General features: G+C 49.1%; 25 protein-coding genes. 15 read left to right on the top strand and 10 right to left on the bottom strand.

The window, feature by feature from the left end; genetic code table 11:
• The first annotated feature begins 331 nt into the window (after nt 1-331).
• From TH468_RS19810 to TH468_RS19745, 14 genes are all read left to right on the top strand, one after another.
• On the top strand, nt 332-1411 hold the full coding sequence (locus TH468_RS19810) for a helix-turn-helix domain-containing protein (protein ID WP_065702104.1): 1080 nt from the start codon (nt 332-334) through the stop codon (nt 1409-1411).
• Nucleotides 1404-1964, top strand: coding sequence for a hypothetical protein (locus tag TH468_RS19805; protein WP_063095376.1), 561 nt, complete (start codon nt 1404-1406; stop codon nt 1962-1964). Before TH468_RS19810 ends, TH468_RS19805 begins: the two co-directional genes overlap by 8 nt.
• A complete protein-coding gene (locus TH468_RS19800) occupies nt 1957-2694 on the top strand; it encodes a SprT-like domain-containing protein (protein WP_063095375.1) in 738 nt (245 codons plus the stop codon). The genes TH468_RS19805 and TH468_RS19800 overlap by 8 nt, the downstream gene beginning before the upstream one ends.
• The gene (locus tag TH468_RS19795) at nt 2691-3302 is read left to right on the top strand and encodes a thermonuclease family protein (protein WP_071239504.1); all 612 of its coding nucleotides are present in this window, start codon (nt 2691-2693) and stop codon (nt 3300-3302) included. The genes TH468_RS19800 and TH468_RS19795 overlap by 4 nt, the downstream gene beginning before the upstream one ends.
• Nucleotides 3303-3489: 187 nt before the next feature.
• The gene (locus TH468_RS19790) at nt 3490-3984 is read left to right on the top strand and encodes a ProQ/FINO family protein (RefSeq protein WP_158526692.1); all 495 of its coding nucleotides are present in this window, start codon (nt 3490-3492) and stop codon (nt 3982-3984) included.
• A 61-nt stretch (nt 3985-4045) separates the two neighbouring features.
• A complete protein-coding gene (locus tag TH468_RS19785) occupies nt 4046-4666 on the top strand; it encodes a division plane positioning ATPase MipZ (RefSeq protein WP_223305253.1) in 621 nt (206 codons plus the stop codon).
• Nucleotides 4666-4938, top strand: a complete 273-nt coding sequence (locus tag TH468_RS19780) for a hypothetical protein (protein WP_063114488.1) — start codon at nt 4666-4668, stop codon at nt 4936-4938. The genes TH468_RS19785 and TH468_RS19780 overlap by 1 nt, the downstream gene beginning before the upstream one ends.
• Before the next feature lie 229 nt (nt 4939-5167).
• Nucleotides 5168-5947, top strand: coding sequence for a DUF5131 family protein (locus TH468_RS19775; protein WP_063093966.1), 780 nt, complete (start codon nt 5168-5170; stop codon nt 5945-5947).
• A 121-nt stretch (nt 5948-6068) separates the two neighbouring features.
• Nucleotides 6069-7319, top strand: a complete 1251-nt coding sequence (tcmP, locus tag TH468_RS19770; RefSeq protein WP_063093964.1) for a three-Cys-motif partner protein TcmP — start codon at nt 6069-6071, stop codon at nt 7317-7319.
• A 44-nt stretch (nt 7320-7363) separates the two neighbouring features.
• On the top strand, nt 7364-7768 hold the full coding sequence (locus tag TH468_RS19765) for a hypothetical protein (protein ID WP_063093962.1): 405 nt from the start codon (nt 7364-7366) through the stop codon (nt 7766-7768).
• A gap of 182 nt (nt 7769-7950) precedes the next feature.
• A complete protein-coding gene (locus TH468_RS19760) occupies nt 7951-8229 on the top strand; it encodes a hypothetical protein (protein ID WP_063093960.1) in 279 nt (92 codons plus the stop codon).
• Nucleotides 8230-8254: 25 nt separating this feature from the next.
• Nucleotides 8255-8809, top strand: a complete 555-nt coding sequence (locus TH468_RS19755; protein ID WP_063093958.1) for a hypothetical protein — start codon at nt 8255-8257, stop codon at nt 8807-8809.
• A gap of 190 nt (nt 8810-8999) precedes the next feature.
• Nucleotides 9000-10163, top strand: coding sequence for an AAA family ATPase (locus TH468_RS19750; protein ID WP_063093970.1), 1164 nt, complete (start codon nt 9000-9002; stop codon nt 10161-10163).
• The gene (locus tag TH468_RS19745) at nt 10157-10807 is read left to right on the top strand and encodes a DUF4276 family protein (protein WP_063093956.1); all 651 of its coding nucleotides are present in this window, start codon (nt 10157-10159) and stop codon (nt 10805-10807) included. The genes TH468_RS19750 and TH468_RS19745 overlap by 7 nt, the downstream gene beginning before the upstream one ends.
• A 97-nt stretch (nt 10808-10904) precedes the next feature.
• On the opposite strand, the gene TH468_RS19740 is transcribed toward TH468_RS19745, so the two are convergent.
• The 10 genes from TH468_RS19740 to TH468_RS19695 all read right to left on the bottom strand — a co-directional run bounded on the left by TH468_RS19740 (nt 10905) and on the right by TH468_RS19695 (nt 22437).
• On the bottom strand, nt 10905-12074 hold the full coding sequence (locus tag TH468_RS19740) for a Y-family DNA polymerase (protein WP_331710489.1): 1170 nt from the start codon (nt 12072-12074) through the stop codon (nt 10905-10907).
• A gap of 329 nt (nt 12075-12403) precedes the next feature.
• Nucleotides 12404-14770, bottom strand: coding sequence for a heavy metal translocating P-type ATPase (locus tag TH468_RS19735; protein ID WP_074624822.1), 2367 nt, complete (start codon nt 14768-14770; stop codon nt 12404-12406).
• 42 nt (nt 14771-14812) lie between these two features.
• Nucleotides 14813-16150, bottom strand: coding sequence for an APC family permease (locus TH468_RS19730; protein WP_063093952.1), 1338 nt, complete (start codon nt 16148-16150; stop codon nt 14813-14815).
• Between the two features lie 7 nt (nt 16151-16157).
• Nucleotides 16158-16607 carry a cytochrome c gene (locus tag TH468_RS19725; protein WP_063093950.1) on the bottom strand — a complete coding sequence of 150 codons (450 nt, stop codon included), beginning with the start codon at nt 16605-16607 and terminating at the stop codon, nt 16158-16160.
• Nucleotides 16608-16717: 110 nt separating this feature from the next.
• Complete coding sequence (locus TH468_RS19720; RefSeq protein WP_064781637.1) at nt 16718-17053, bottom strand: YHS domain-containing protein; 336 nt, start codon at nt 17051-17053, stop codon at nt 16718-16720.
• A 551-nt stretch (nt 17054-17604) separates the two neighbouring features.
• Nucleotides 17605-18804 carry an ABC transporter ATP-binding protein gene (locus TH468_RS19715; protein ID WP_063093946.1) on the bottom strand — a complete coding sequence of 400 codons (1200 nt, stop codon included), beginning with the start codon at nt 18802-18804 and terminating at the stop codon, nt 17605-17607.
• A gap of 69 nt (nt 18805-18873) precedes the next feature.
• Nucleotides 18874-19596, bottom strand: coding sequence for a copper resistance protein B (locus tag TH468_RS19710; protein WP_063093944.1), 723 nt, complete (start codon nt 19594-19596; stop codon nt 18874-18876).
• A gap of 2 nt (nt 19597-19598) precedes the next feature.
• Nucleotides 19599-21281: a copper resistance system multicopper oxidase gene (locus tag TH468_RS19705; RefSeq protein WP_063093942.1), complete on the bottom strand. Its 1683-nt coding sequence runs from the start codon at nt 21279-21281 to the stop codon at nt 19599-19601.
• A 78-nt stretch (nt 21282-21359) separates the two neighbouring features.
• Nucleotides 21360-21926 carry a plastocyanin/azurin family copper-binding protein gene (locus TH468_RS19700; RefSeq protein WP_082822664.1) on the bottom strand — a complete coding sequence of 189 codons (567 nt, stop codon included), beginning with the start codon at nt 21924-21926 and terminating at the stop codon, nt 21360-21362.
• Between the two features lie 154 nt (nt 21927-22080).
• Nucleotides 22081-22437: a hypothetical protein gene (locus TH468_RS19695; protein ID WP_139834769.1), complete on the bottom strand. Its 357-nt coding sequence runs from the start codon at nt 22435-22437 to the stop codon at nt 22081-22083.
• A gap of 355 nt (nt 22438-22792) precedes the next feature.
• Between TH468_RS19695 and TH468_RS19690 the strand changes: the two genes are divergently transcribed.
• On the top strand, nt 22793-23122 hold the full coding sequence (locus tag TH468_RS19690) for a hypothetical protein (protein WP_063089330.1): 330 nt from the start codon (nt 22793-22795) through the stop codon (nt 23120-23122).
• The last annotated feature ends 150 nt before the right edge of the window (nt 23123-23272 follow it).

Raw genomic sequence — 23272 nt, 5'->3', positions numbered from 1 at the left:
CATAACCTGAAGGTCGCAGGTTCAAATCCTGTCCCCGCAACCACTTTTCTCTTCCTTGGAAAGTCTTAGATATAGACTCCAGGGATTCTACCGACAAGAGAAAAATGCCCGGAGGCGTCGCCCTATAGAGGAGGCGGCGCCTACGAGGCTATTTTATCCCAACGATTTCAATAGCTTATAAACAGCAAAAAACCCGTCGGCTGGCACCAACGGGTCTTTGAAAGGCTTAAACTGCCCACGTCAAATATGGGTTTCAGTTTAGGTGACGGGACCGCTTTGTCAAGCGCAAATGCGCCAAAACATCGCGATTTTATGCCTTCGCCGAAGATGAATGACAACGACCGAATCCATATCCGGCTGCAATGCCGGTTGGGAGGCAATCCGGACAGGTATCGCCGAACGGACAGATACCTATAAGGACCTCTTGTCTCTCGCAGACAGCTTTAACGGCACAAACGATGTCACGACAGCATCCGTCGTCGGGCTGGTCTCTCGTGCCATTGCCCAGAGATCACCCTGCCTCACAGACCTTTCCGTTCGTCTGCTTATTGTTCTGATAGAGCATGTCTATGACGAAAAAGCATGGCGCTCCGGAAGGCTCACCGTATTCCCTGGAAACAAGCGTCTTGCCGAAATCACTGGCAAGAATGAACGATCGATCCGCAGAGCTTTGGCCCTGCTTGAAGCCAATCACTGGATTATTCGCCGTTACACAGAGACGAATACCCGTGCTTCAGGCAATGCCGGCATCGATCTGCGCCCGGTTGCAGCTCGGCTCTATGAGTTGCGACAGGCGGAAAACTTCCTTGAAGAAAAAATAGAAGCGTCTCGTGAACGCAAGAGGCAGGAACGTGACGATCTGGCGCGACTGGAAGCCCGCAAGAAGGCACAGGACAGTCAGAACAAAGAGCAAAAAGAGTCCGGGGGGGAGGACTCTTCTGTCCACCGTAAATCCTACAAGCTAAATCCCGGTTCTTCGAACCTTGTACAAAGCGGGGCTTCGCAAGCTACGCTTGGGCAGGGATCGAACAATTCGATTTCCGACATTGATGTGGATACGGAGATCCTGTTCCTGATGGTTCAGGCGTCCCCGTCCCTTCAAAAGCAGCTTAGCGCAGCAGAACTTTGCGAATTGGTCGGCCCGGAGCCCTCTGGTGCCGCAATCCAGTCCGTCGTGTCCGCGGTTAGATGGATCCTCACCAATCAGGTGAAACTCAGGCCAGCTGTCTGGCGCGTGGCGCTTGACAAACACGGATGGGCGGCACTCGCGGCTGTTGTCGTCGCTGTCGATCGGCAAGGCGTTCGAGATCCAGCCAGCTATCTCTATTCCATGCTCAAAGCTGCTCGCCTGCGGGATACGGTGCGCCATAGCCTTCGCGCCCTTGAAAGTCAGGAGGGCGGCTATGCTTGATCTGGTTTCACCTGAGTGCGGCCTACCCCACACTCGCGTTGGGCGTATCGCAATGTTTCAGGCGAAAGCCCGCGCCCTCTCCCGGCTCCGCCGCTGGAATGGTGCCAGTGACGTAACCGTTGCACAGCATCTGGTCGATGCTTGCGATCGTGCCCCGCTGGAAGTGAAAAGTTACATCCTCCTCCATGACATCGAGGAAGATGAAACCGGGGATCTGATTACGCCGATCAAGCACCGAATGCGAGAGCTGGGTATCTGGGACAAGTTTGAAACCCATGTCGTCATGCCGATCCGGCGAAAATTCACACTTGCGGCCGGTCTTGAATGGCCGTGTCCGTCGGAGATCTGCGCTCAGATCGAAGAGATCGATCACCGGCTGAAGGCGACTGAATACCGTGATGCTGTCGATCAGCTGGTGGTCAGGGATTTCCGGCCGGGAGAAACACAACCCTACCCGGAATACATGCTGCCCTGGAGCCCGCAGAAGGCTGAAACCCAATTCATGGATCGGGCAACGCGCTATCTCCCCGCGCTGGGAGGTGGCAATGGGTAACATTCATCCGGTCAGTTCGATCCAGACGCCCACGGTCGAAACCTATGCCGAGCTTCAGGCTGCCTTCGATCATTTCAATGCCAGGATATTTGACGGCAAGCTTCCGGCCTGTCTGATCACGCTTCAGCGGAACAAGAGGACCTATGGTTATTATTCCCACGACCGGTTAGTTTGTGGGGAGACAGGAGAGCTTACCGCCGAGATTGCGATGAACCCGAGTTACTTCGTTGCCAGAACGATCCGGGAAACACTTTCGACCCTCGTGCATGAAATGGTGCATCAGTGGCAATACCATTACGGCAAGCCGGGCCGTCGTGGATACCATAACCATCAATGGGCCGACTTCATGGAGCGGATCGGCTTGATGCCCAGCAATACGGGGGAACCGGGCGGTCGAAGGGTTGGTGAGCAGATGACACATTACATCATCGATGACGGCCTTTTTGATCGTGCTTGCGCGGATCTGATGACGACAGAATATACCTTGTCCTGGTTCGATCGTTTTCCACCAATTGAACCGGTCTCTGTCGAGAGAGGCGGTTGCGCCAATGCTGGCGCTCTCGCCGCTGTGAACCCCACCATCAAAGAAAACGGCTCCAATCGCGTCAAATATCGCTGCCCATCCTGTTTATCCCAAGTCTGGGGTAAACCGGAACTTAAGCTTGTTTGTGGTGAAGAAGCATGTAGCGGGGCGAACTATGCCCCCGTCGGCAAAGAGGGAACGGTATGAGTAAAACAGGAATGGTATCAAGGATAACCGGCAAAATTTTGCCGGTTCTGACATGCGCGAGGGAATGTGTGTTTTCTGGCAATCATCCCAAGCGTGGTGCGGATACCAGACCAAATAAATATCGAAGCAGAACTAAATTGGTATTGAATAAATACTTATTAGGTCTTTTTCTGGTTTCGGTTTGTGGTGGCGGCCCCGCCGATGCCAGCGCTTACAATTGCTATCAATGGCCGTTGCGCGAAAGCAAAGGCAGCTACGCCTATGATGGCGATACGATCTATATCCAGATGCCGGGGCTGCCTGATCCGATAGCAAGAATGTCAGTCCGCGTAGCCGGCATCGACACGCCCGAGATCCGGGGAGCATGTGAGGCGGAAAAATCCGCAGCCATAGCGGCGCGTAATCGAGTGCGCGCGTTACTGGATCAAGCAGACCTGACAAATACCCCTGTTCAATTCTGCAATCCCGAGTGGGGCAGGTATGGCGGCCGTGTGGTCGCTTGGGTCGCAATCGGCAATATCTGGCTGCATGATCTGCTGATCGGGGATGGAGTGGCGCGCCCTTACGACGGCGGCAAGCGAGGCGGATGGTGCAATGTGTCTGAATGATCGGCGCATTTTTTGACGGCAGAAAAAAACATTGAAAAAATACTTATTTAGTACCGAATTAGTGCTTGCGACAGGCTGCAATTGCAGTATGTTTATAGTATTGAATAAGTATCAATTAAATATCAATAAGATACTTTAACGGTATTTTTTAAGAACATTTTCAATGCGGGTTCGAATGGAGGTCAAAGTGACCGAACACAAGAAGTCCCAGAGTTCAATCTGGTCAGCAGATCGAAAGATCACGGCGAGGGCATTTGAGCTAAGGGCCGCACAAGAGCTGCAATCCTTGTTGCGAGAGGAGATTTCAATCCTGCCTGCAACATTGTCAGACCAGATCAAGCCGTTTCAGATTGGCGTTCGCGCTCTCTTTGACGACCTGGCGAAAGCCGACACAACACCTGTCGAGTTGAAACTGGCCTTACAAAGATATACCGGGGCGACCGGATACCAGATGGCCTTGGGGCTTGATGGCAGTCACAGATATCGCCTTGACGGATCTGTGGATGATCCTGTGTCGGATGACAATCGCGAACATGCCCGGAAGATTGCCTTGGGCCGCTTTGAAAAGATGCGACGCAAGAAAGCAAATCCGGAACCTGATGACCGATCAGTTTCACCGCTGCCAGAACCGGCGAGGCCGGCTCGTGCAGTCCTCACCATTAATCACCGAACTGGTACCTAATAAACATATTTCCAATACCGATTATGTATTGATTTAATGCAGGAGCAATGCTGTGATTGTCATGTTTGGAAGTCGCAAGGGCGGATGTGGAAAATCGACGACAGCGGTAAATGTTTGTGCCGCTCTCGCAAAGCAGGGAAAAGATGTTGTGCTGGTTGATGCCGATCGACAAAGCACCGCAGCCAAATGGGTGACGGACCGGGACGAAAATCCGGACCTTCCCAAGGTTCACTGCATCCAGAAATACGATAACATTCGCGATACCCTGATCGATCTGAATAATCGATATGAGTATGTAATTGTCGATGCCGCAGGCAAGGACAGCCGGGAGCTTCGCACAGGCATGACAGCTGCCCATAAGCTGATCGTGCCGTTCAAGCCCTCGAATGCGGATCTCGATACATTGGATGACCTGCAAAAAATCATTGTCGAGGCGCGCGACTTCAATCCCGGGCTTGAGGTCCATGGCCTGATGACGATGGTGCCGACCAATCCAGTCATTCGTGAACGCGAAGAGGCCCGCGAATATCTGGCAGACTTTCCCGAGATCAAGTTGCTTGCAGAGGTTATCTGTGAGCGCAAGGTTTATCGGGATGCCCTGCCGGAGGGACGTGGTGTCGTCGAGATGGACAATCCCAAAGCGGCTTCTGAGATCAATGCTCTCATGCAAAGGATATTCTGATGGTCAAACGACGCGAGCAGAAGAACGCGGAAATCCCTAACGTTGATCCCGAGAAGATCGAAGAATTTGCGAGCCGGGTGGATGATGTTGCCAAGCCCGGCCGCATGGGGCGACCGCCGAAGGCTCCCGGCAAGAAACGAGATTATAAGGCAATCAGCCTTCCATTCAATCAGGCTGAATGGGAAATCCTTGAGGAGGCTGCTGAGAAAGCCGGTCGCTCCAAGAACAATTTCATCCGTTGGGCGATACTGGAAAAAGCCAAAGATTTATAATAAAAACGGTATTGAATTAGTATAAATACAGCATTTTTAAAGTTTCTTATTAGTGCTGTTTTCGGCGTGCATGGATACTAGTATTTGGTTCGTCTACTGACCGAATTGCAAGGAGGATTGCAATTTTTGGTTACAGTCTATCTCTGATAGACACGTTTGATTTACTGATTTCCGGCAAGATATTGCCGGTTTGTTTTTTTAGTTGGATGAAGGTATTTGGGGGACGGCAATGGCAGAAACAGAAATTGAATGGACCGATGCGACGTGGAATCCGGTTGCAGGCTGTTCGGTTATGTCGGCCGGTTGCACTAACTGTTATGCGATGAGGATGGCCAAGCGCCTCGAAGCGATGGGGATGGAAAAATATTCAGGCCTTACGCGAACAGTAAATGGTCAACCTGTTTGGACGGGAAAGATTCATGAGGATCATGGATCGTTGCAAACACCTCTTTCCTGGAAAAAGCCGCGCAAGATATTTGTAAACTCCATGAGTGATTTGTTTCATGATGCTGTAAGTGACAGATTCGTTGAGCAAGTATGGGAGATTATGGCAGCCACACCACATCACCATTATCAGATTCTAACCAAGCGTCCGGAGCGGATGCATGATCTGTTAATTGGATGGAAGAAACAGCCTCTTCCAAATGTTTGGCTGGGGACTAGCATTGAGAATGCCAAAGTGACTAACAGAGCTGGTGCGCTTCGCAAGGTGCCTGCCGCAATTCGTTTTATTTCATTTGAGCCCTTGATCGGCCCCGTAGGGAACATTGACCTGCATGATATTCACTGGGCAATTGTAGGCGGGGAGAGCGGTCCTAATGCCCGGCCGATCCGCGAGGAATGGATTGATCAGATTTATGATCAGTGTAGCATTCACGATACAGCTTTCTTTTTCAAACAATGGGGAACTTGGGGGGCAGACAATAAAAAACGCCCTAAAAAGGCGAATGGTCGCACTTATCGTGGACGCACTTGGGATTACATGCCTCCACAAGCATTTGCTATTTAGAGTCGTCTTCTACAAATTTTCCCTATATTAGTGGATATGGTATCTGCGCCGTAGGTTGTGTTTCCAGCCTGCCGGAGCAGGGGAGGATGCCAATGGGGATGACTTCTTAGCGGACGGGAAAATGCAGGATAATTTCAGCTGGAGACCGGGGGCACCGCTTCCTGGAATTGAGAGGCACACCCTCAGAAAGCTGGACGTGCTCAGAGACTATCTTGATGTGTACTTTGATACGGTTGTTTCAGATCCTAGGCTGGATTGCCTAAATATCACTTTGGTTGATGGTTTTGCTGGTGGTGGAGCGTATCAAAATGGAGATGAAATTGCAGATGGTAGCCCGCTAGTTCTTTTGCATGCAGTCGAACGTGCCAGAGAACGGCTCAACCGCAACCGCAAGAAACCATTAGAGATTAACGCCCGTTTTTTCTTCATTGACGATAAAAAGAACCATATAGACGCCCTTTATGAGCGGCTACATCATGAGGGTTTTTCTCCTCAAATTGGGCGAGAAATAACTGTTATTAAGGGAAAGTTCTCAGAGGAACTTCCCGACATATTGACCTCAATTAAAGCAGTCCAGCGTGCAGGACGGTCCATTTTTGTGTTGGACCAGTTTGGCTACACTGACGTGCCGATGGAAAGCATCAGATTAATATTTTCCCAACTTGAACGCCCTGAAGTTCTTCTGACTTTTGCCATTGATGGTGTTCTAAATTATCTCCAGCAAGACTCCTCCACTTTGGAGCGGTATCGCCAACTCGGGATAGACGATCATTTTATTGCTGAGTGGAATGCAAATAAGCACGACCCCGCATTGGGAAGGTTGATTTCTCAGCGTGCTCTGATGGCGAACATTCAAATGGGATCCGGGGCCGATTACTTCACCCCTTTCATGCTTTGGTCGCCAACAGACAGCCGCTGGATGATGTTTGCGCACCTGTCCCGGCACCAAGCTGCGAGAGATAAAATGCTCGGAGTACATTGGCAGGCACAAAACAGTTTCAGGCATTTAGGAAGAGGAAGCTTGTTTTCATTGGGGTTTGATACTCGATTGTTGGAGGCAAAGGATGCTCTGTTTAACTTTGCCGCACACGATAAACAAAAAATGATCCAAGAATTATTGGGGGAGGTACCCCGAGAGATCAGCATACATATGAAAGAACGCCAGTTACCCGTGGAGCATTTTTTAAGAATGATCGGCAATCGGACTGCCGCAACCAACGAAGATCTGTTCTCCGCAATTAAGGAATTGGCTCTATCCAGAGAGGTTGAGGTTATATCGAAGAAAGGCACATCAAAGAGGATTGGGTCTAGAATTGAAATCACCGACAGATTGGTGCTGCCTCTTCAGGGAACATTTTTTCCGCTTAATTAACCCCTGAGTGCTGCCAGCCGTTTTCCTCTGCTGAGAAAGATGTGATGAGAAAATATTATATAGAAAAGTCGATAGTTAAGGCTACTTTTCAGTTGATAAAAGCGATTTTTATCGTGTCGTTGTTTGTTGTTGGAATATCAAGAAATGCCGATGCTTCAATTCGTGTGGGTCAATTTTTCTCGATTTATTCAGATTCTCAAATGACACCCCAAAAGGCACAAATTATAGATTACTTGCAAGGTGTATTTGAGGGGGTGTTTATTGCTAATAAATACTCTGGGGATCCAAAATTCTGCATTCCAGATGAACTATATTTGGACCATAACGGTCTTTATTCGATAATTTACAACGCGGTCACGGCGAAGAGGCCTAGTAATCCTGAAATTGATTCGGCGTTTGTTCCAATGGTGCTTTATATCGGACTTCGGGACCAATTTCCGTGTCAATAGCCGTGTAATATATGGCTGACTGCTTTGGGAATGTTGTTAACTCCGTTTGTAGTTTAAGGCTTGGCTAAACGAAAAAAGATAACTTGAGGTCAGTGGGAAACTAAAGCTGTACCCACTTTGCAGTATGAGACGCCACGATTTCATGCTTTGCATAATTCTAGTATTAAGCCAGAGGGCGAATTATGTCTGACACCGATAATGGAGCCTTTGCTCCTACTGCTTGGACCCCGGCGAGAACAATTCTATGGAATGCGCTGCAGGGAGATGACCGTAAAGAGTTTGAGAGTTGGGTGACGAAGGGAAGTGATGCTCCTGTCCCGGAAAAATGGAAGGAACTACACATTCAGCTGCGAGGGGTTAAGCGGGAAAGTGTTGTTCCCATGTGGATAGTGGAGCACATGCGCAAGATTGGCAGAACCGACGCTGTTATAGATGCGATGTACGCCAAATTCTATCGATAGAACATCCTGTAATGAGTAATACGAAATGAGCCGCTGCACCCTGGACTCAGGAAAATACGAAGTCGCGATCGGGTGGGACAATCCACTCCAAACCTTTTTTCTGCAGGTTTTCGAGCGCGGGGCTGCTACGCCATTGATTGAGGAAGGTACAACCCATAACGCATGTATTGATCCGGCCGAACTGGTTGCTCTTGCAGAGCAATATGGTTGCTCCTTTGACAAGGATCGTTTGATAAACGAGCTAAAGCTGGACCAGTTGCACAATAGGGCTCGTGGCTATTCTATGGCTGGTTCAGAGGTGAAGCCGATTATCGGCCGGGAAGAACTTTGTCCTCACTGCAAATCCGAACTGAACCCCGGTGCTACAACTTGCCATATGTGTGGGGCTTACAAGGTTTATCTGAAAGGCTCGGTACTTGCCCCGATGATTTTTCTAGGCATTTTTGTCGTTACCATTGCAATCCTTTTCGACTCTCCCGCGATGCTCTTGCTTCTCCTGCTGATTTTTGCAGTTTATGCTGGCATTAAAAAGCGACACACTGAATATCAGGGATGGGCTCCGAGGAGCTCTGAACAATAGTCTGTAAGACGATGAATGCTGCTTTCTGTCGACGGCGATCGTGTCGAGACATTTTCCAGTCATTTGAACTCGAGCCCGCAAAATGTCCGAATACTTTTGTTCTGGCGGTTTGCTTTGAGTGCTTTTTTAATAAGAGGGAATCCGCATATGACCGAACTTAACGGCATTGCACTGATTGGAGGAAATTAATTTGCTCAAATCCATTAATTTGACCGGGTTCTTAAGCTATGGAACTTCAAGCGAAGCGATCCAACTCCGGCCGTTAAACGTCGTAGTCGGTCCAAATGGTTCTGGAAAGTCTAATCTGATCGAAGCGATTGAGTTAATTCGATCTGCGCCAAAGGAACTGCTTACACCAATTCGCGATGGTGGAGGTGTGCGTGATTGGCTCTGGAAAGGGGCTATAAAGAAACTTCCCGTTGCAACAATTGATGCAGTTTTTGAATATCCCAAAGGACCGACAAATCTACGATATGTTTTAAGCTTTACTGAGGTCGGACAGCGGTTCGAAATTCTTGATGAGAGAATTGAGAACGAGAAGCCTGATGCGGGTCACGAGAAGCCTTATTTTTATTACCACTTTGAGAACGGTCATGGGGTCCTCAACGTGAAGGGGAATGAGCGACGTTTGCAGTACGAGGAGATTGATCCAACGGCTTCAATTCTCTCACAACGTAAAGACCCTGACCAATACCCTGAACTCACTTTTCTGGGCAATAACTTCGCCAAGATGCGTCTTTATAGAGAGTGGAGTTTTGGCCGTTACACCCCTCCTCGTTTAGCGCAGAAGGCTGATTTGCCAAATGATTTATTAGAGGCTGATTGTAGTAATCTTGGATTGGTTCTGAATCGCCTTCGCAGGGAGCCGGAGATGAAAAGGAAACTCCTTGATGCTTTGCGTGTCCTTTATGACGGAATTGATGACTTCGATGTGCAGATTGAGGGCGGGACGGTACAGGTATTCTTTCATGAGGGACGTTTTACAATTCCGGCAACGAGGCTTTCCGACGGAACACTTCGATATCTCTGCATGTTAGCTATCTTGTGTCATCCAAATCCTCCTCCGTTAATATGTATTGAGGAGCCGGAGCTCGGGTTACATCCAGATGTTTTACCTAAGTTGGCGGAGCTTCTTAAAGAGGCATCGAACCGTACGCAGCTTATTGTTACGACTCACTCCGATGTATTGGTTGATGCCATGTCAGATACTCCGGAGTCAGTTCTTGTTGCGGAGAAAACCGACAGTGGAACCTCTTTAACGCGTCTTAATGCCGAAAAACTGAAGCCTTGGTTAGAAAAGTACAGATTAGGCCAGCTTTGGACGCGTGGTGAAATTGGGGGAACACGGTGGTAACTGTAAAGTTATATGTAGAGGGGGGAGGCGACGTCTCAGCGCTAAAAGCCGAATGTCGCCAAAGTTTCTCAAACTTTCTTAGTAAAGCAGGTTTTGATGGAAAAAAACCTCGCATAGTTGCCTGTGGTGGTCGTCAGAATGCTTATGAGTCCTACTGTACGGCGGTCTCAAACGGTGAAGATGCCGTTCTGCTTGTAGACAGTGAAACTGAAGTATCACCTCAACATGAGGCAGGGAATCCGGATACTTGGCAGCCTTGGAAACATTTGAAGCTTCGCGAAGGGGACGGATGGGACAAGCCAGACGGTGTGAAGGACACTGATTGCCACTTGATGACCCAATGTATGGAAAGCTGGTTTTTGGTGGATCGAAAATGCTTGAAGGACTTCTTCGGTCAGGATTTCAAGGCAGGCAAGCTGCCCTCAGTTCAGAATCCATCGGAAAAAGTGAGGAAGGCGCAGGTGTTCCAATCTCTCTCTGAGGCTACTAAAGATTGCAGAACTAAGTCTCAATATGGCAAGGGGCAGCATTCCTTTAAATTGCTTGGAGCACTAGATCCGGATGTCGTGATGAGTGGTGCGCCTTGGGCAAAGCGATTTGTTGATGAGCTGAAGAAGAAGATGGGGGGGCAGGAGGGAGCCTAGATCTTTCGGTTATTTTCGAAGCACTCCCTAATCATTTTAATCTTGGCTATGGTAAGATAGAAAAGGGGTTTACATTAGGTGCCCCTTTTCTTGAAGGCTATCGAACTGTCGGAATGTCCTGCCATCGCGTCGTATAGTTCGGGGATCTGTTATCTGTCGTCATGAACCAGTCCGGGCCGCTTCTCCTGGCTAATCGCCCGGTCATGACTGTTTCCTTGCCAAACCGGACTTCCAACTGGTCGAGTGCCTGCATGAGAGGGTTTTCCGTTCTGCATGAACCTGAAAACAAATCTCTGGGCGCATCTTCCGGCCGACACAGATCCAGCAGCAAAATCCCCGCCTTTTTTATCTGAAGGCCGTTTTGCCATATCCGACCAATATTCTCGCCGACATGCTTGCAGATCTGCCGGGTGTCGTTGCTTGCGGGGGTTAATGTCAACTCGCACCCTTTCGAGAATTGTGGTCGATCACTTCTGAAGCGGTTGCTCAGAATAAAAAGCTGAAGCCGGCACGCCACCAGTTCCAGACGACGCAGTTTTGCGCAGGCCCGACCGGCAAAAGACAAAAGCGCCTCTTTCAACATTTCCCTGTCGTCAATTTCTTTGCTAAATGATCGGGACACGCACACAGTTTCCCGCTGTGCCGGGCTGTCATCGAGATCCGAGCAGCATATGCCGCGCAACTCCCGCACGGTTTTCAAGCCACCCACTGTCATCATTTGTCGTGCTGCCTGATCCGGTATGTCGCGGAGCTGAAGGGCAGTGGTAATTCCGATGCTGGCGAGCTTTTGGGCGAATTTTCGGCCCACGCCCCAGACATCGCCTGCTTCGGTTCGTTCGAGGGCGAGATCAATCCACTTCTGATCCTTCAGCATCAGTACGCCATCAGCTTTGAATGATTTCTTTGCCAAGCGGTTCGCGATCTTCGCCAGCGTTTTTGTCGTGGATATGCCAATACCTACCGGTATGCCTGTTTCACGCAGGATCTTCGCCTTTAAATCACGCGCCCATTGATCGTGATTAATCGACATATTGTCGAGGTCGATGAATATTTCATCAATCGAGTAAATCGCGCTGTCAGGCACCTCACTCGCAACCAGTGTCATCACTCTACGGCTGATATCGCCGTACAATGCATAGTTGCTCGATTTGACGATCACATTATGCCGACGTACCAGGTCGCGGATCTCGAACAAAGGTTGGCCCATTTTGATTCCCAGCGCTTTCGCCTCGTCGCTACGCGCGATCGCGCATCCGTCATTGTTTATATTACATTTAATATAGTTTGTTATTATTCAGAGCTTTGATTTAAAAGAGTAAATACAAATATATTATTATTTTTGTTCACACAAAAACTGTTCAGTCAAATTATATAGGTGGTTAGAAGATAAGTGCATCAACACTAATTCGATGAAAATAGATTTCTGGCTACCAAGTGTAAAAAGTCGACAGATGAATTTTGGGAACGGATCAGAAGAGATTTAAAGTTCTGAGTGCTGGATGGTATGTCATTTAAAATGGGCGAGGGGTGAACTGTCCTGTATTAAAGTCAGCCTTGTCTGGTTCACCCCTCGCCCAATCAGTCAATATTGGGATGCTAGTAACTTGCTCGACGTAACCTCAGTGCATTCGCAATGACTGATACCGAGGATAAGCTCATGGCTGCAGCTGCAAACATTGGTGAGATGAGAATGCCAAAGAACGGATAGAGCAGACCCGCAGCAACAGGCACACCGGCTGCGTTATAGACCATCGCAAAGAAGAGGTTTTGCCGGATATTGCGCATCGTTGCTTCCGAGAGTTCTCGGGCTCTAACAATCCCGCTCAAGTCACCTTTGACGAGGGTGAAACCAGCACTTTCAATTGCAACATCAGCGCCCGTACCCATCGCAATTCCGACATCAGCCTGAGCAAGAGCAGGGGCGTCGTTGACGCCATCACCTGCCATGGCTACCTGATGGCCTTCAGCCTTGAGTTCCATAATTAAATTGGCTTTGTCTTCTGGGGAGACATCGGCCCGAATCTCGTCAATGGAAAGTTTATTGCCAACGGATTTTGCTGTTCGTTGGTTGTCACCGGTTGCCATGACGATTCTGAAGCCTTGCTTCTTGAGCGCCTTTAAAGCCTCCAACGTCGTGTCCTTGATCGGATCGGCTACGGAAATGAGCCCGGCAATTCTTCCATCAATAACGACATGCATTACCGTCTCCCCCATATCTCGCCGATCATTTGCTGTTTTATCAACAGCAGAATGATCGATATTGAGAGTCTGAAGGAGTTTACTATTACCTAGGGCAACCGACTTGCCATCCACCTTTCCGGTGACGCCCTGACCGGTTACAGCTTCAAAGTCCTCTGCCTTATCAAGGGACAAGCCGCGCTCCTGAGCAGCACTAACAATGGCGTCAGCCAATGGATGTTCGGATCCTTTTTCGAGCGCCGCAGCGACAGAGAGAACTTCCTCCTCCTGATAGTCTGATTGAGCGATTACACCTGCTAGTTTCGGTTTACCCTCTGTCAAAGTCCCGGTTTTATCGACGATGAGCACATCGACCTTCGCTAATCGCTCCAGGGCCTCTGCATTTTTAATGAGCACACCAATTTGCGCACCACGACCGGTAGCGGTCATGATTGACATTGGTGTTGCCAAACCAAGAGCGCAAGGACACGCAATGATCAGAACAGCGACTGCTGCGACAAGCCCGTATGACAATGACGGATCTGGTCCCCAGATGGCCCAAGCGACGAAGGCAACTAAAGCAACCAGGATAACAGCAGGCACAAACTTGCCTGCAACCGTGTCTGCAACCTTTTGGATTGGCGCTTTGCTTCGCTGAGCATTAGAGACCATATCAACGATTTGGCTCAAGACAGTATCTTTGCCAACCCGTTTGGCTTGGATAATCAGGCTGCCATTCCCGTTGATTGTTGCTCCGGTTACATCATCATCTGGATTCTTTTCAATTGGAACGGGTTCACCCGAGATCATGGATTCATCAACTGACGATCGTCCTTCAACGACAACGCCATCGACAGGTATCTTGTCACCTGGACGAACTCTCAAGCTCATTCCGACGGTCACATCTTCAAGAGGAACTTCCCGTTCAGAACCATCATCTTCAATAATGCGGGCTGTTTTTGCAGCAAGACCCAATAACGCCTTGATTGCCGAACCGGTTCGTTCCCGAGCCCCCAATTCCAACAGTTGGCCAAGAAGCACAAGTACAACGATGACAGCTGCAGCTTCGAAGTACACACCGACATGTCCCTGTGCATCTCTGAATCCATCAGGAAAAATGTCAGGAGAAATCACTGCGACGACGCTAAATATATAAGCTGCGCTAACACCCATCCCGATCAATGTGAACATGTTGAGAGAACGGTTCACCACAGAATTCCATCCACGAACCATGAATGGGAAGCCAGACCACAGGACGACAGGCGTTCCAAGAATTAACTCAACCCAAAGAGTAACGCGTTCTCCAATCATTTCTCGGATGAAACCCAAACCAACAAAGGGCCCCATCGTTAGGACAATCAGCGGCACCGTAAGAGCTGCGCCTAACCAGAATCTCTTTTTGAAGTCTTGAATCTCGGGGTTTGGTTCCTCATTTTCTGTTGGTATATCCATCGGTTCCAGTGCCATTCCGCAGATCGGACAGGAACCAGGTTCGGATCGTATGATCTCCGGATGCATCGGGCAGGTGTAGCGGCGAGAAGCGGATGACGAAGCGCTGTTTGCAGCAGATGTCTCTTCCTTTGCGGATAATACGCTTTCAGGAGAGCTATCGAACTTGCTCTTACATTTCTGGGAACAGAAGTAATATGTCTCATCGCCGTACGGTGAGCGTGGTGTATCGGAATCCAGCGTGACCGACATGCTGCAAACAGGATCGGTTGCATGTTCTGCTTGATCCGACGTTCTGTGATTATGCTGGTGCTTTTTATGATGATGCTCAGACATGGTCTGCTTCCTGCTGTTATGCCTCAATGTCACTGCGGTTTATCAATGTCCTGAGTGATCGTGACTGTGCGCCTTGGCCGATTGGTTTATCCGGTTTGACAGGAACCAACGTTCAAAAATGAACACAGCAACAATCATCAAGGTTGCAATGAGAACAATGGATGGGTCGCTTTGCAATTTCATGCCGGCGAAAACGAGCAATACGATGATGTCAAAGACAATCGCTGTAATCATAACAAAGCCGCGTGCACCTATTTCCTGCCGTAGATACTTAAAACATCCCCAGTGGATGAGCACATCCATGACGAGATAGAAAAACACTCCAAGTGAAGCGATCCGGCTTAAATCAAAAAAGATTGTCAACAGCGCTGCCACGACAACCGTGTAAACAAGCGTGTGGTCTTTGATTGAACCGGACATTCCAAAATGACTGTGTGGGATCATCTCCATATCAGTCAGCATCGCGAGCATTCTTGAGACAGCAAACACGCTTGCAAGTAAACCGGAGGCCGTCGCAACGACTGCGAGCAGCACAGTCAGATAAAATCCGGTAGGGCCCAATGCAGGCGCTGCGGCTTCGGCAAGGGCATAGTCTTTGGCTTTTATCAGTTCATCCAAGCCAAGACTTGAGCCAACAGCGAGCGCCACGAGAATATATACGACAACGCAAATCAGGATTGAGAACGTGATCGCACGGCCAACATTCTTGTGAGGGTTCACGATTTCAGCGCCGCTATTCGTGATCGTAGTGAATCCTTTGAAGGCTAGAATTGAAAGAGCAATTGATGCTACAAAACCGGCTAGAGGAAAACTCGCGCCGTCAGTTGATGACGGCTCGAACGAATATCCACCAGCCCACAGAGCTGCAATTGCAAACAAAGCAATTCCACCGATCTTCAGTGTGGCCATGACCATTGAAAACACACCAACCGATTTGTTCCCAGCTCTGTTGACAGCGTATGCAAAAATGATCAGGCAGACACCCAAGACCGGTATAAGAACTTCAAGCTCTGTCAAGTCAAATGCGCGCAAGACATAGGTTCCGAATGTTCTTGCCACCAAACTCTCGTTGATAACCATCGAAAAGGCCATCAGTAATGCTGCGCCACCTGCTATGGCTCCTGACCCGTATGCTTTTTGAAGGATCATTCCGATCCCACCCGCGGACGGGAAAGCATTTGACATCTTTATATATGTATATGCGCTAAAAGCAGTGACAAGTGCGCCAAATAGGAACGACAACGGGAACCACTTTCCTGCAAGTTCGGCAATTTGTCCCGTTAAAGCAAAAATTCCTGCCCCGATCATAACACCGGTGCCCATGGATATCGCGCCAACGAGCGAGATACTGTTTTTCTTGTATTCTGATTGATGATCCATCCCTGCCTCACATTTGATGTTGTTGGTACATAATGCCGTTTGCTTCCTGCAGCTCGCGTATATAACGAATGATCCGCGATACCTGTTCCGAACTTACCTGAGGTTGGGCTGGCATATCGCCAAAGGGCCAGTGATGTTGTTTTGCCCCGTTTTGAACAGCTAGATAGAATGCGCGATCTGAATGATGTCCCGGATTGTAGATTCTGTGCATCAGCGGCGGGCCTTGCTCTGTGCCTGTTGCATTGCCTCCGTGACAAGCAACACAGTTCATATCGAAAAGCTGGTTTCCTACCATGGCTTCCTTGCTGAAACTGGGGAGCGCAATTCCGCTATCGGTCAGTTCAAGATCTTTGATGTCATCTTTCCCGGGCAGAAACGAATTCAGGGTCATGGCGATGATCCCTACTGCGAAAAAACCGATAACCAAATACTTTGGCCAATTGATTTGTTTTTTCATTTTCTTCGGGCCTTTGTTTTATGCGTATGTATCAAATATTCGAAGACACGTGAGACCAAGGGAACTAGTCAACCCTGGTCCTGTTGCTGCCGCCTATTGATTTCGCTGAACTAGCTTGGCGATACGTGAGTTTGTCGGCTAATTGCGCTGCCATCGACATAGGTATCTGGCGACACTTCAAATTTCGAACGACAGGTGTCTGAACAGAAGTAGAATACTTCACCGCCATAAATGGCTGTTTTGGCGATGCGCGGATCGACAGTTTTATGACAAACCGGGTCAACGGCGGACTGAGGGTGCTCCCATCGGATTGCCTCAGCCTGACCGTCCGCTTGTTTCTTATTGTGGGTGTGCTTTTTGTGCCCAAACATGTGAGCACCGCAACCAAAGCGCATCATCAATATGATGAAGGCTCCCCAAAGCAACCAACTGAGAATATTTTCCATTTCTCTTCGCCATCCCATAAATACCTTTAGGTATGACTGTTCCGTCTGAAAGCAGCATGGTGCAGAACACCAAGGCTCGATCTGTACGCATGCCATCGGCAGGTGCAGAACCCAGAACAGTTATTCGCTATTTGTTCGGGAGGATCAGGATATGGGAGGCTGGAAAATCCATGACCGAGATACCGGCTGAAGGGACACTTCTTCTATCCCGTTCTGTACAGGAGAAAACTCGGAAACCGGTAGGATAATCTCGGTAAGGACCGCTGATGTGGAGTGACAAGAAACCTGAGGGCAGCACGAAGCCAGGTCATGCTGGTGTTCAACGTCAAAACCATTGAGTTCTGCAGAATGCGCAGGAAAAGATCCAGTCGACGCGACTGCAATATGGGGAGCAAGCATTATAGCGCTAATCCCGACGAGCAGGATCAGTACGGCGCGTATTAGTGCTTGCTGTGCATTCATTGATCAAACTTCCTTTGGGCAGTAACGTAACACTTATGCCCTTAAATATCGAGTTACGTTGACCTACCTCAATTAAGGGGACGTTTTTTTTAACCGACTTCAGACAGAACCGTTACATCTGCAAGCCGGTTGTCCGTACTGTTGATTTCCTTTGAGATGTAAGGTTTGATTTCGGAGTATCTGACGTGAGCATCGGCTTGCGCCTGATAGTAGCGAAAGAGCTCTTTTAGCGGAGCGCCCATGTCTTTGTATGCAGTTAATACTGCGATTAGAGCCCCGAGCGTGAGATCGCCTTTTATCACCAGATACCCTCCAATTGTGTAAAAGAAGAAGGGCGTCATCTGTGATATGAAATTGTTTAAAGACTTCATGACGAACTTGTTCTTGTGGATAGAGAGACGAAGGTCGTGAAGTCGCTTGTATGACCCGTAAATATCCCGGGCACCTGGCTGGTTATCGTTTGAGATGTTCCCTATCTTCTCGCCGAGAACTCTGACTTCCTTCAGCCGCGTTCGAGACAAAGCATTAATTTTCTTCTGGAATCTGGGGATGACAAAAATCTGAAGCGGCAACAGTGCGGTTGCGGCGATGCCCAAAACCAAATCTTGCACGAGCATGAAAGTCAGAATCGTCAGGAATGTACCGCCTTGTAACAAAGGCAGCACAATCGACTCTGCAGCATATCCAGCTACGGGCTCTACCTCCTGCACAATAACCGGAATCAATTCCCCTCCTTTGGGGGATGGCTTTCGAAAGCTGAATTTTGAAATATCAAGCCGTAGGCGGCGTGACATGTGTTCTGCCAGCGCACCGGATTGCAAATTAACCTGATATTTCAGCCAGCCATGCACGCCAATCGCCAATAAAAAAAGCAGACAGAGAGTAAGTAAAGCCATCGTTTGAGAGAACTCCATTCCTAAATAGGTAACTGGAAAATGTCCTGACTCAATGGCGTTGTTGATGATCAACTTCGGAAGCTCGAGGCTCATGTAAAGAGCCGGCAAAGAGGCCGTCGCCAGTAGCCCCAGTTTTATCTGCCGCTTCCATGAAGCTCTGAATATGTACTGCAGGAGCGCTGTTCCGCTCTTTGCCGAGGGCTTTTGAGCCTGTTGCGCAAGAACAGATCTGCGGCGTCTTAAAGCCCTGTATCCCGTCGCGCTGAGAATAATAATTAGCGCAACCGGCACCCCAAACACCACCAAATGGAATACAAGATGAACCCACCAGTGTGCATCGCTTGATATGTAGTGCGTCAAGCGATGCCCCATATCGTGGACGATTTCCATCATTGTAGTTAGGTTCCTTGAGAAGGTTCGGCAAAACAGACAGGGAGGAAAGTCCTCCCTGTCGTGTGATGCTTAGAAAAGAAGGCGGAGACCGGTTACGAGGTAAGTTGCCTCGTAATCTTCGCCGTCATCTTTTGCAAAGTCTGCGGTTTTGCCGAGTTTCCGCTCATAGGCAACCCCGATATACGGTGCAACGGCACGGTCGATGAGGTCATAGCTAAGCCGCAGTCCGATCTCTGCGCTTGAAAACCCGCGTCCGACCTCAATCTCGCGATCGTCAGAGAACGCAGCATTCAGCTCAAGCGAAGGTGTGAGGATTAAACGATTGGTCAGCAAGCCTTCATACTCAACATCAAGCCGCGCACTGCCGTCTCCGGTCTCGCTGACAAACAGATCAGCGTCGACTTCAAACCATTGAGGAGCAAGCCCCATGATTCCAACGGTTCCATACCAACGATCTGTTGTGCTTGGCGTATCCAGACGAATACCGGCTTTGGCATCGAAAAAGTCGCTGATTGGTGTTTGCAGGACCAGTCTGTTCTCGAAGTTTTCGTAAAGGTCGTTTTTGAGATCACGCTCGCCTTCGCCTTGCCAACGTAACTTCAGTTCATCGGTGCCAACAAATGCATCACCATCCCAAACGAAAAGATTTTCCCCTTCGTCACCAGAGCGGTATTCAAACTGCTCCATTTGAATGCCATAAAAGATGTGATTGTCTGCTTTGGCAGTGAACGAGAAGGACAGGATCGTGGAAAGAACACCACCACCAATCGCGGCCAAAGTTAGTGTTTTCATTGTTATTGAACTCCATTCTCAAGTGCCGCGACGGCTGGACCGCCCTCTACAACCACTTTTCGGAACATGCCAGAAGCCATGTGATAGCTAAGGTGACAGTGGAAAGCCCATTGCCCAGGTGCATCAACTTCGGTTTCCGAATAAACGGTCATGCCAGGGTTGATATTGATGGTGTGTTTAACCGGATCCCATTTACCGTTGCCAGTATCGAGGATTGACCACATCCCGTGCAAATGCATCGGGTGTGACATCATGGTCTCATTGACGAACTTGAAGCGCACCCGTTCGCCATATTTCAAGCGGATAGGTTCTGCATCTTCATATTTGACGCCATTGATTGACCACGTATAGCGTTCCATGTTTCCGGTAAGGCGCAGTTCAATTTCACGCGTTGCAGGCCGTTCAGGGTACAAAGGCTTCTGTGCCTTCAGGTCGGCATAGGAGAGGAACTTTCCGCCATTGGCTGCTTTTGGTGTCAAACCACTTCCAGCGGCATAGAAGGGATCATCTTTGGACATTCCCATCTGAGAATGATCCATTCCGGCCATATTCGAATGGTCCATTCCAGCCATACCGTTCTCGTTACCACTGCCCATCGAAGAATGATCCATTCCGGCCATGCTACCGTGATCCATTCCCATGTCCGCCATTGTCAGCAACGGAGCGTCCATGCGTCTGGCTGGCATTTCAGCTTTCAACCCTTCTTGCGGCGACAACGATCCGAATGCATAACCCGAGCGTCCCATTGATTCGGCCATGATTGCATACGGCTTTTCAGCTGTCGGCTGAACAATCACGTCGTATGTTTCTGCAACCGAAATGCGGAATTCATCAACCTTGACCGGTTGAACGTTGTTGCCGTCGGCCTGCACAACAGTCATTTCAAGTCCCGGAATGCGGACGTCGAAGTAAGTCATGGCAGATGCATTGATGAAGCGCAGGCGCACACGTTCATTGGCCTTGAACAGGCCTGTCCAGTTCTGCTCTGGTGACTTTCCGTTGATCAGACCGACAAATCCCTGAACATCTTCGATGTCGGTCGGCATCATGCGCATGCTGCCCCAGTCACCACGTTCCGACAACGTCGCACCGAAGCCATTTTCAGAGACATCACTGATGAAATCGCCAAGGGTGCGTTGGTTGCGATTATAATAATCGGGCATCATTTTGAGGTTGCGCAAAATACGTGCGCCGGAATGCGGGTGCTTGTCTTTCAGGACAACCACATACTCCCGGTCGAACTTGAACGGTTCTCGCTTTTTGGGTTCGATAATGATCGAACCATACGCTCCGTCCGGCTCCTGAAAACCGGAATGGCTGTGGAACCAGTAGGTACCGCTTTGCGAGACTGGAATGCGATATGTGAATGTTTCACCAGGAGCAATTCCCGGAAAACTGATCTCAGGTACGCCATCCATCTGATAGGGGAGGATCAAACCATGCCAGTGAATGGACGTGCTTTCATCAAGATTATTAGTCACATTGATAACGGCCTCTTCACCTTCTCTCAGGCGCAAGGTCGGGCCGGGCGAAGATCCGTTATAGCCAATTGCTTTTGTTTTCATTTCCCCTGTGTCGATTGTTACGTAGTCGACTGACAGGTCATATGTTGCTGCGTTCGCTACTGATGACACAGCAATAACGCTTAGCGCACCGAGAAGGGCACTACCAAGAAACTTGTTCATTTTTTGATATCCTTTGAGCCGGGTGCGCCCGAGGGGATAGGTAGGGTTTCCCTCTGGCACAAGCCCCAAAAGCAGTGATTACTGCAGGCGTACTTTCCCAACCATGCCACTTTCATAATGGCCTGGCACGTTGCATGCGTACTCAAGTTCCGCATCTTTGGGGAAAGTCCAGATCACCTCTGCAGAATCACCCGGCTCCAAAAGCACACTATTCGGGTCGTTGTGCTTCATGGTTTTACCGTTCCCCATGTCCATTTCCATCATGTCCATGTTGATTTTGTCTACTTCAAGGGCTCCGTGTTCCATCATCATCATCATTTCTTCCTGATGATCTGCATGCATTGCTGCAGTTCCAATGTTGAATTCATGAACGAATTCACCCTTGTTTTCGATCAGAAAACGAACTGTTTCGCCACCTCGGACGATAATTTTCTCTTTGTCGTAAAAATTGTCTTCCATCGTGATTCTGATGGTGCGCCGCACATCAGATATCTCGCCTGGTGCCCCGATTTCCGATGCACCGTCATTATGACCGCCACTATGACCCGCACCCGCAAAGGCAGGTGACTGAAGACCGACAAGCGCGCCAAGAATAAAGGTTGAAACGCTAACGCGACGCATAAGGGAATTCTTGAAGTTGGGCATGTATATGCTCCTAATAGATATTCAGTAAGAAGGCCCTCGTCCCATGTTCAATCACGACAACAGTCTGCGCTGCTGTAATTCAGGCAAAACGCTGTTTCATTCGAGGAACAGTGATTGAACCAGGCAAAGGGATGTTCGGAAAATCTGAAATATCTCAGGAACGCGGAGGCTTGGCTCTAACGTCCAAACCTGCGGAAGTCAAAGTCAGGTCCTGATACCAGTATGTTACCGCAAGCACCGTTGGGCTGGAAGACAGAACACCTTCTACTTCTTTAACGAACGGGCCGCAAACCGCCATACCGCAAAGATCCGCATGCATGTCACGTCGATCATGTTGCGAGCTATCAGAAACATCGATCATGACGCCGTGATGATTGTCATGGCCATGTCCCGAACCTGCTTGCACACCCTCAACCCCCGACAGCAGAACTGTCATGGCTATCGCGATTGCAAGAAAGCAGGAAAGAATGCGCACGGAACGTTCCTTAGTGATGCATTGCAACATACGCAATATCGGGCTCCCCCGGTTTCGTCAAGTGGCAATATTGTGGCAAAGACAGACTATTTCACGAATTTACATCTGCTGCTTGAGCCATCAGCAAGGTGAAAACAATAGATTACTGCATTCGTCGCCATGAAATCACGTTATGCGCTACAGATGAACAACCTGTTGTGCTGAGTTATTCACTAATCTGCGGGTATGACTTGCTAACAATCAATTTATAGATGAAGCACAATCAAATCCTATTAAATGCTGCGTAACCCAACAATTCTCCTAGTCTCTGGATATGGGCACAGAGGTGCAGCAATAGGATTTACTGTAGTTCGATATAGACAGCATCGCATCCTTGGGATAGAAGTAAACCATGCTCAATCGCATCAGGTTTTTGACCATACTTTTGATAGCTGCTTTTGCCGTCGGGACAAGTTTCCAGACGGTCAATGCTGCTGTTATGGAGGTCGGGATGCCGATGGCGGAATTGGCAATGGACAATTGTCAGGATTGTTCTGGCAGCGGCGACATCATGCCGGACTGCGATATTGCGTGCCCTCAGGTATCAACTATCGCAATTTCGCCTGTACAAGTTGCAATACCTGCACTCGCCTCAGTCGAGCATTTCGGGCCGACAGGCAGCCTTACCGGCCGCTCAAACTCTCCCGATCCATTCCCTCCCAGAACCAACACTCTGAACTGATATCTCCTTAATCCGTTTTGGTTTGAGGATATCAGTGTCATGGGGCATCACCGCGATTTCTCATGACATGCTTCGTGCCCGCAATTTTTGTTGTGGGCCTTACAGCTTCTTCAGACAAGGTTGGAAATCATGTTTTCCGATCTACGGGTG

Source organism: Thalassospira sp. MCCC 1A03138 (genome assembly GCF_002115785.1).
Taxonomy (GTDB): Bacteria; Pseudomonadota; Alphaproteobacteria; order Rhodospirillales; family Thalassospiraceae; genus Thalassospira.
The sequence above is the reverse complement of the archived record's forward strand: the minus strand, read 5'-3'. Positions and strand labels throughout refer to the sequence as shown.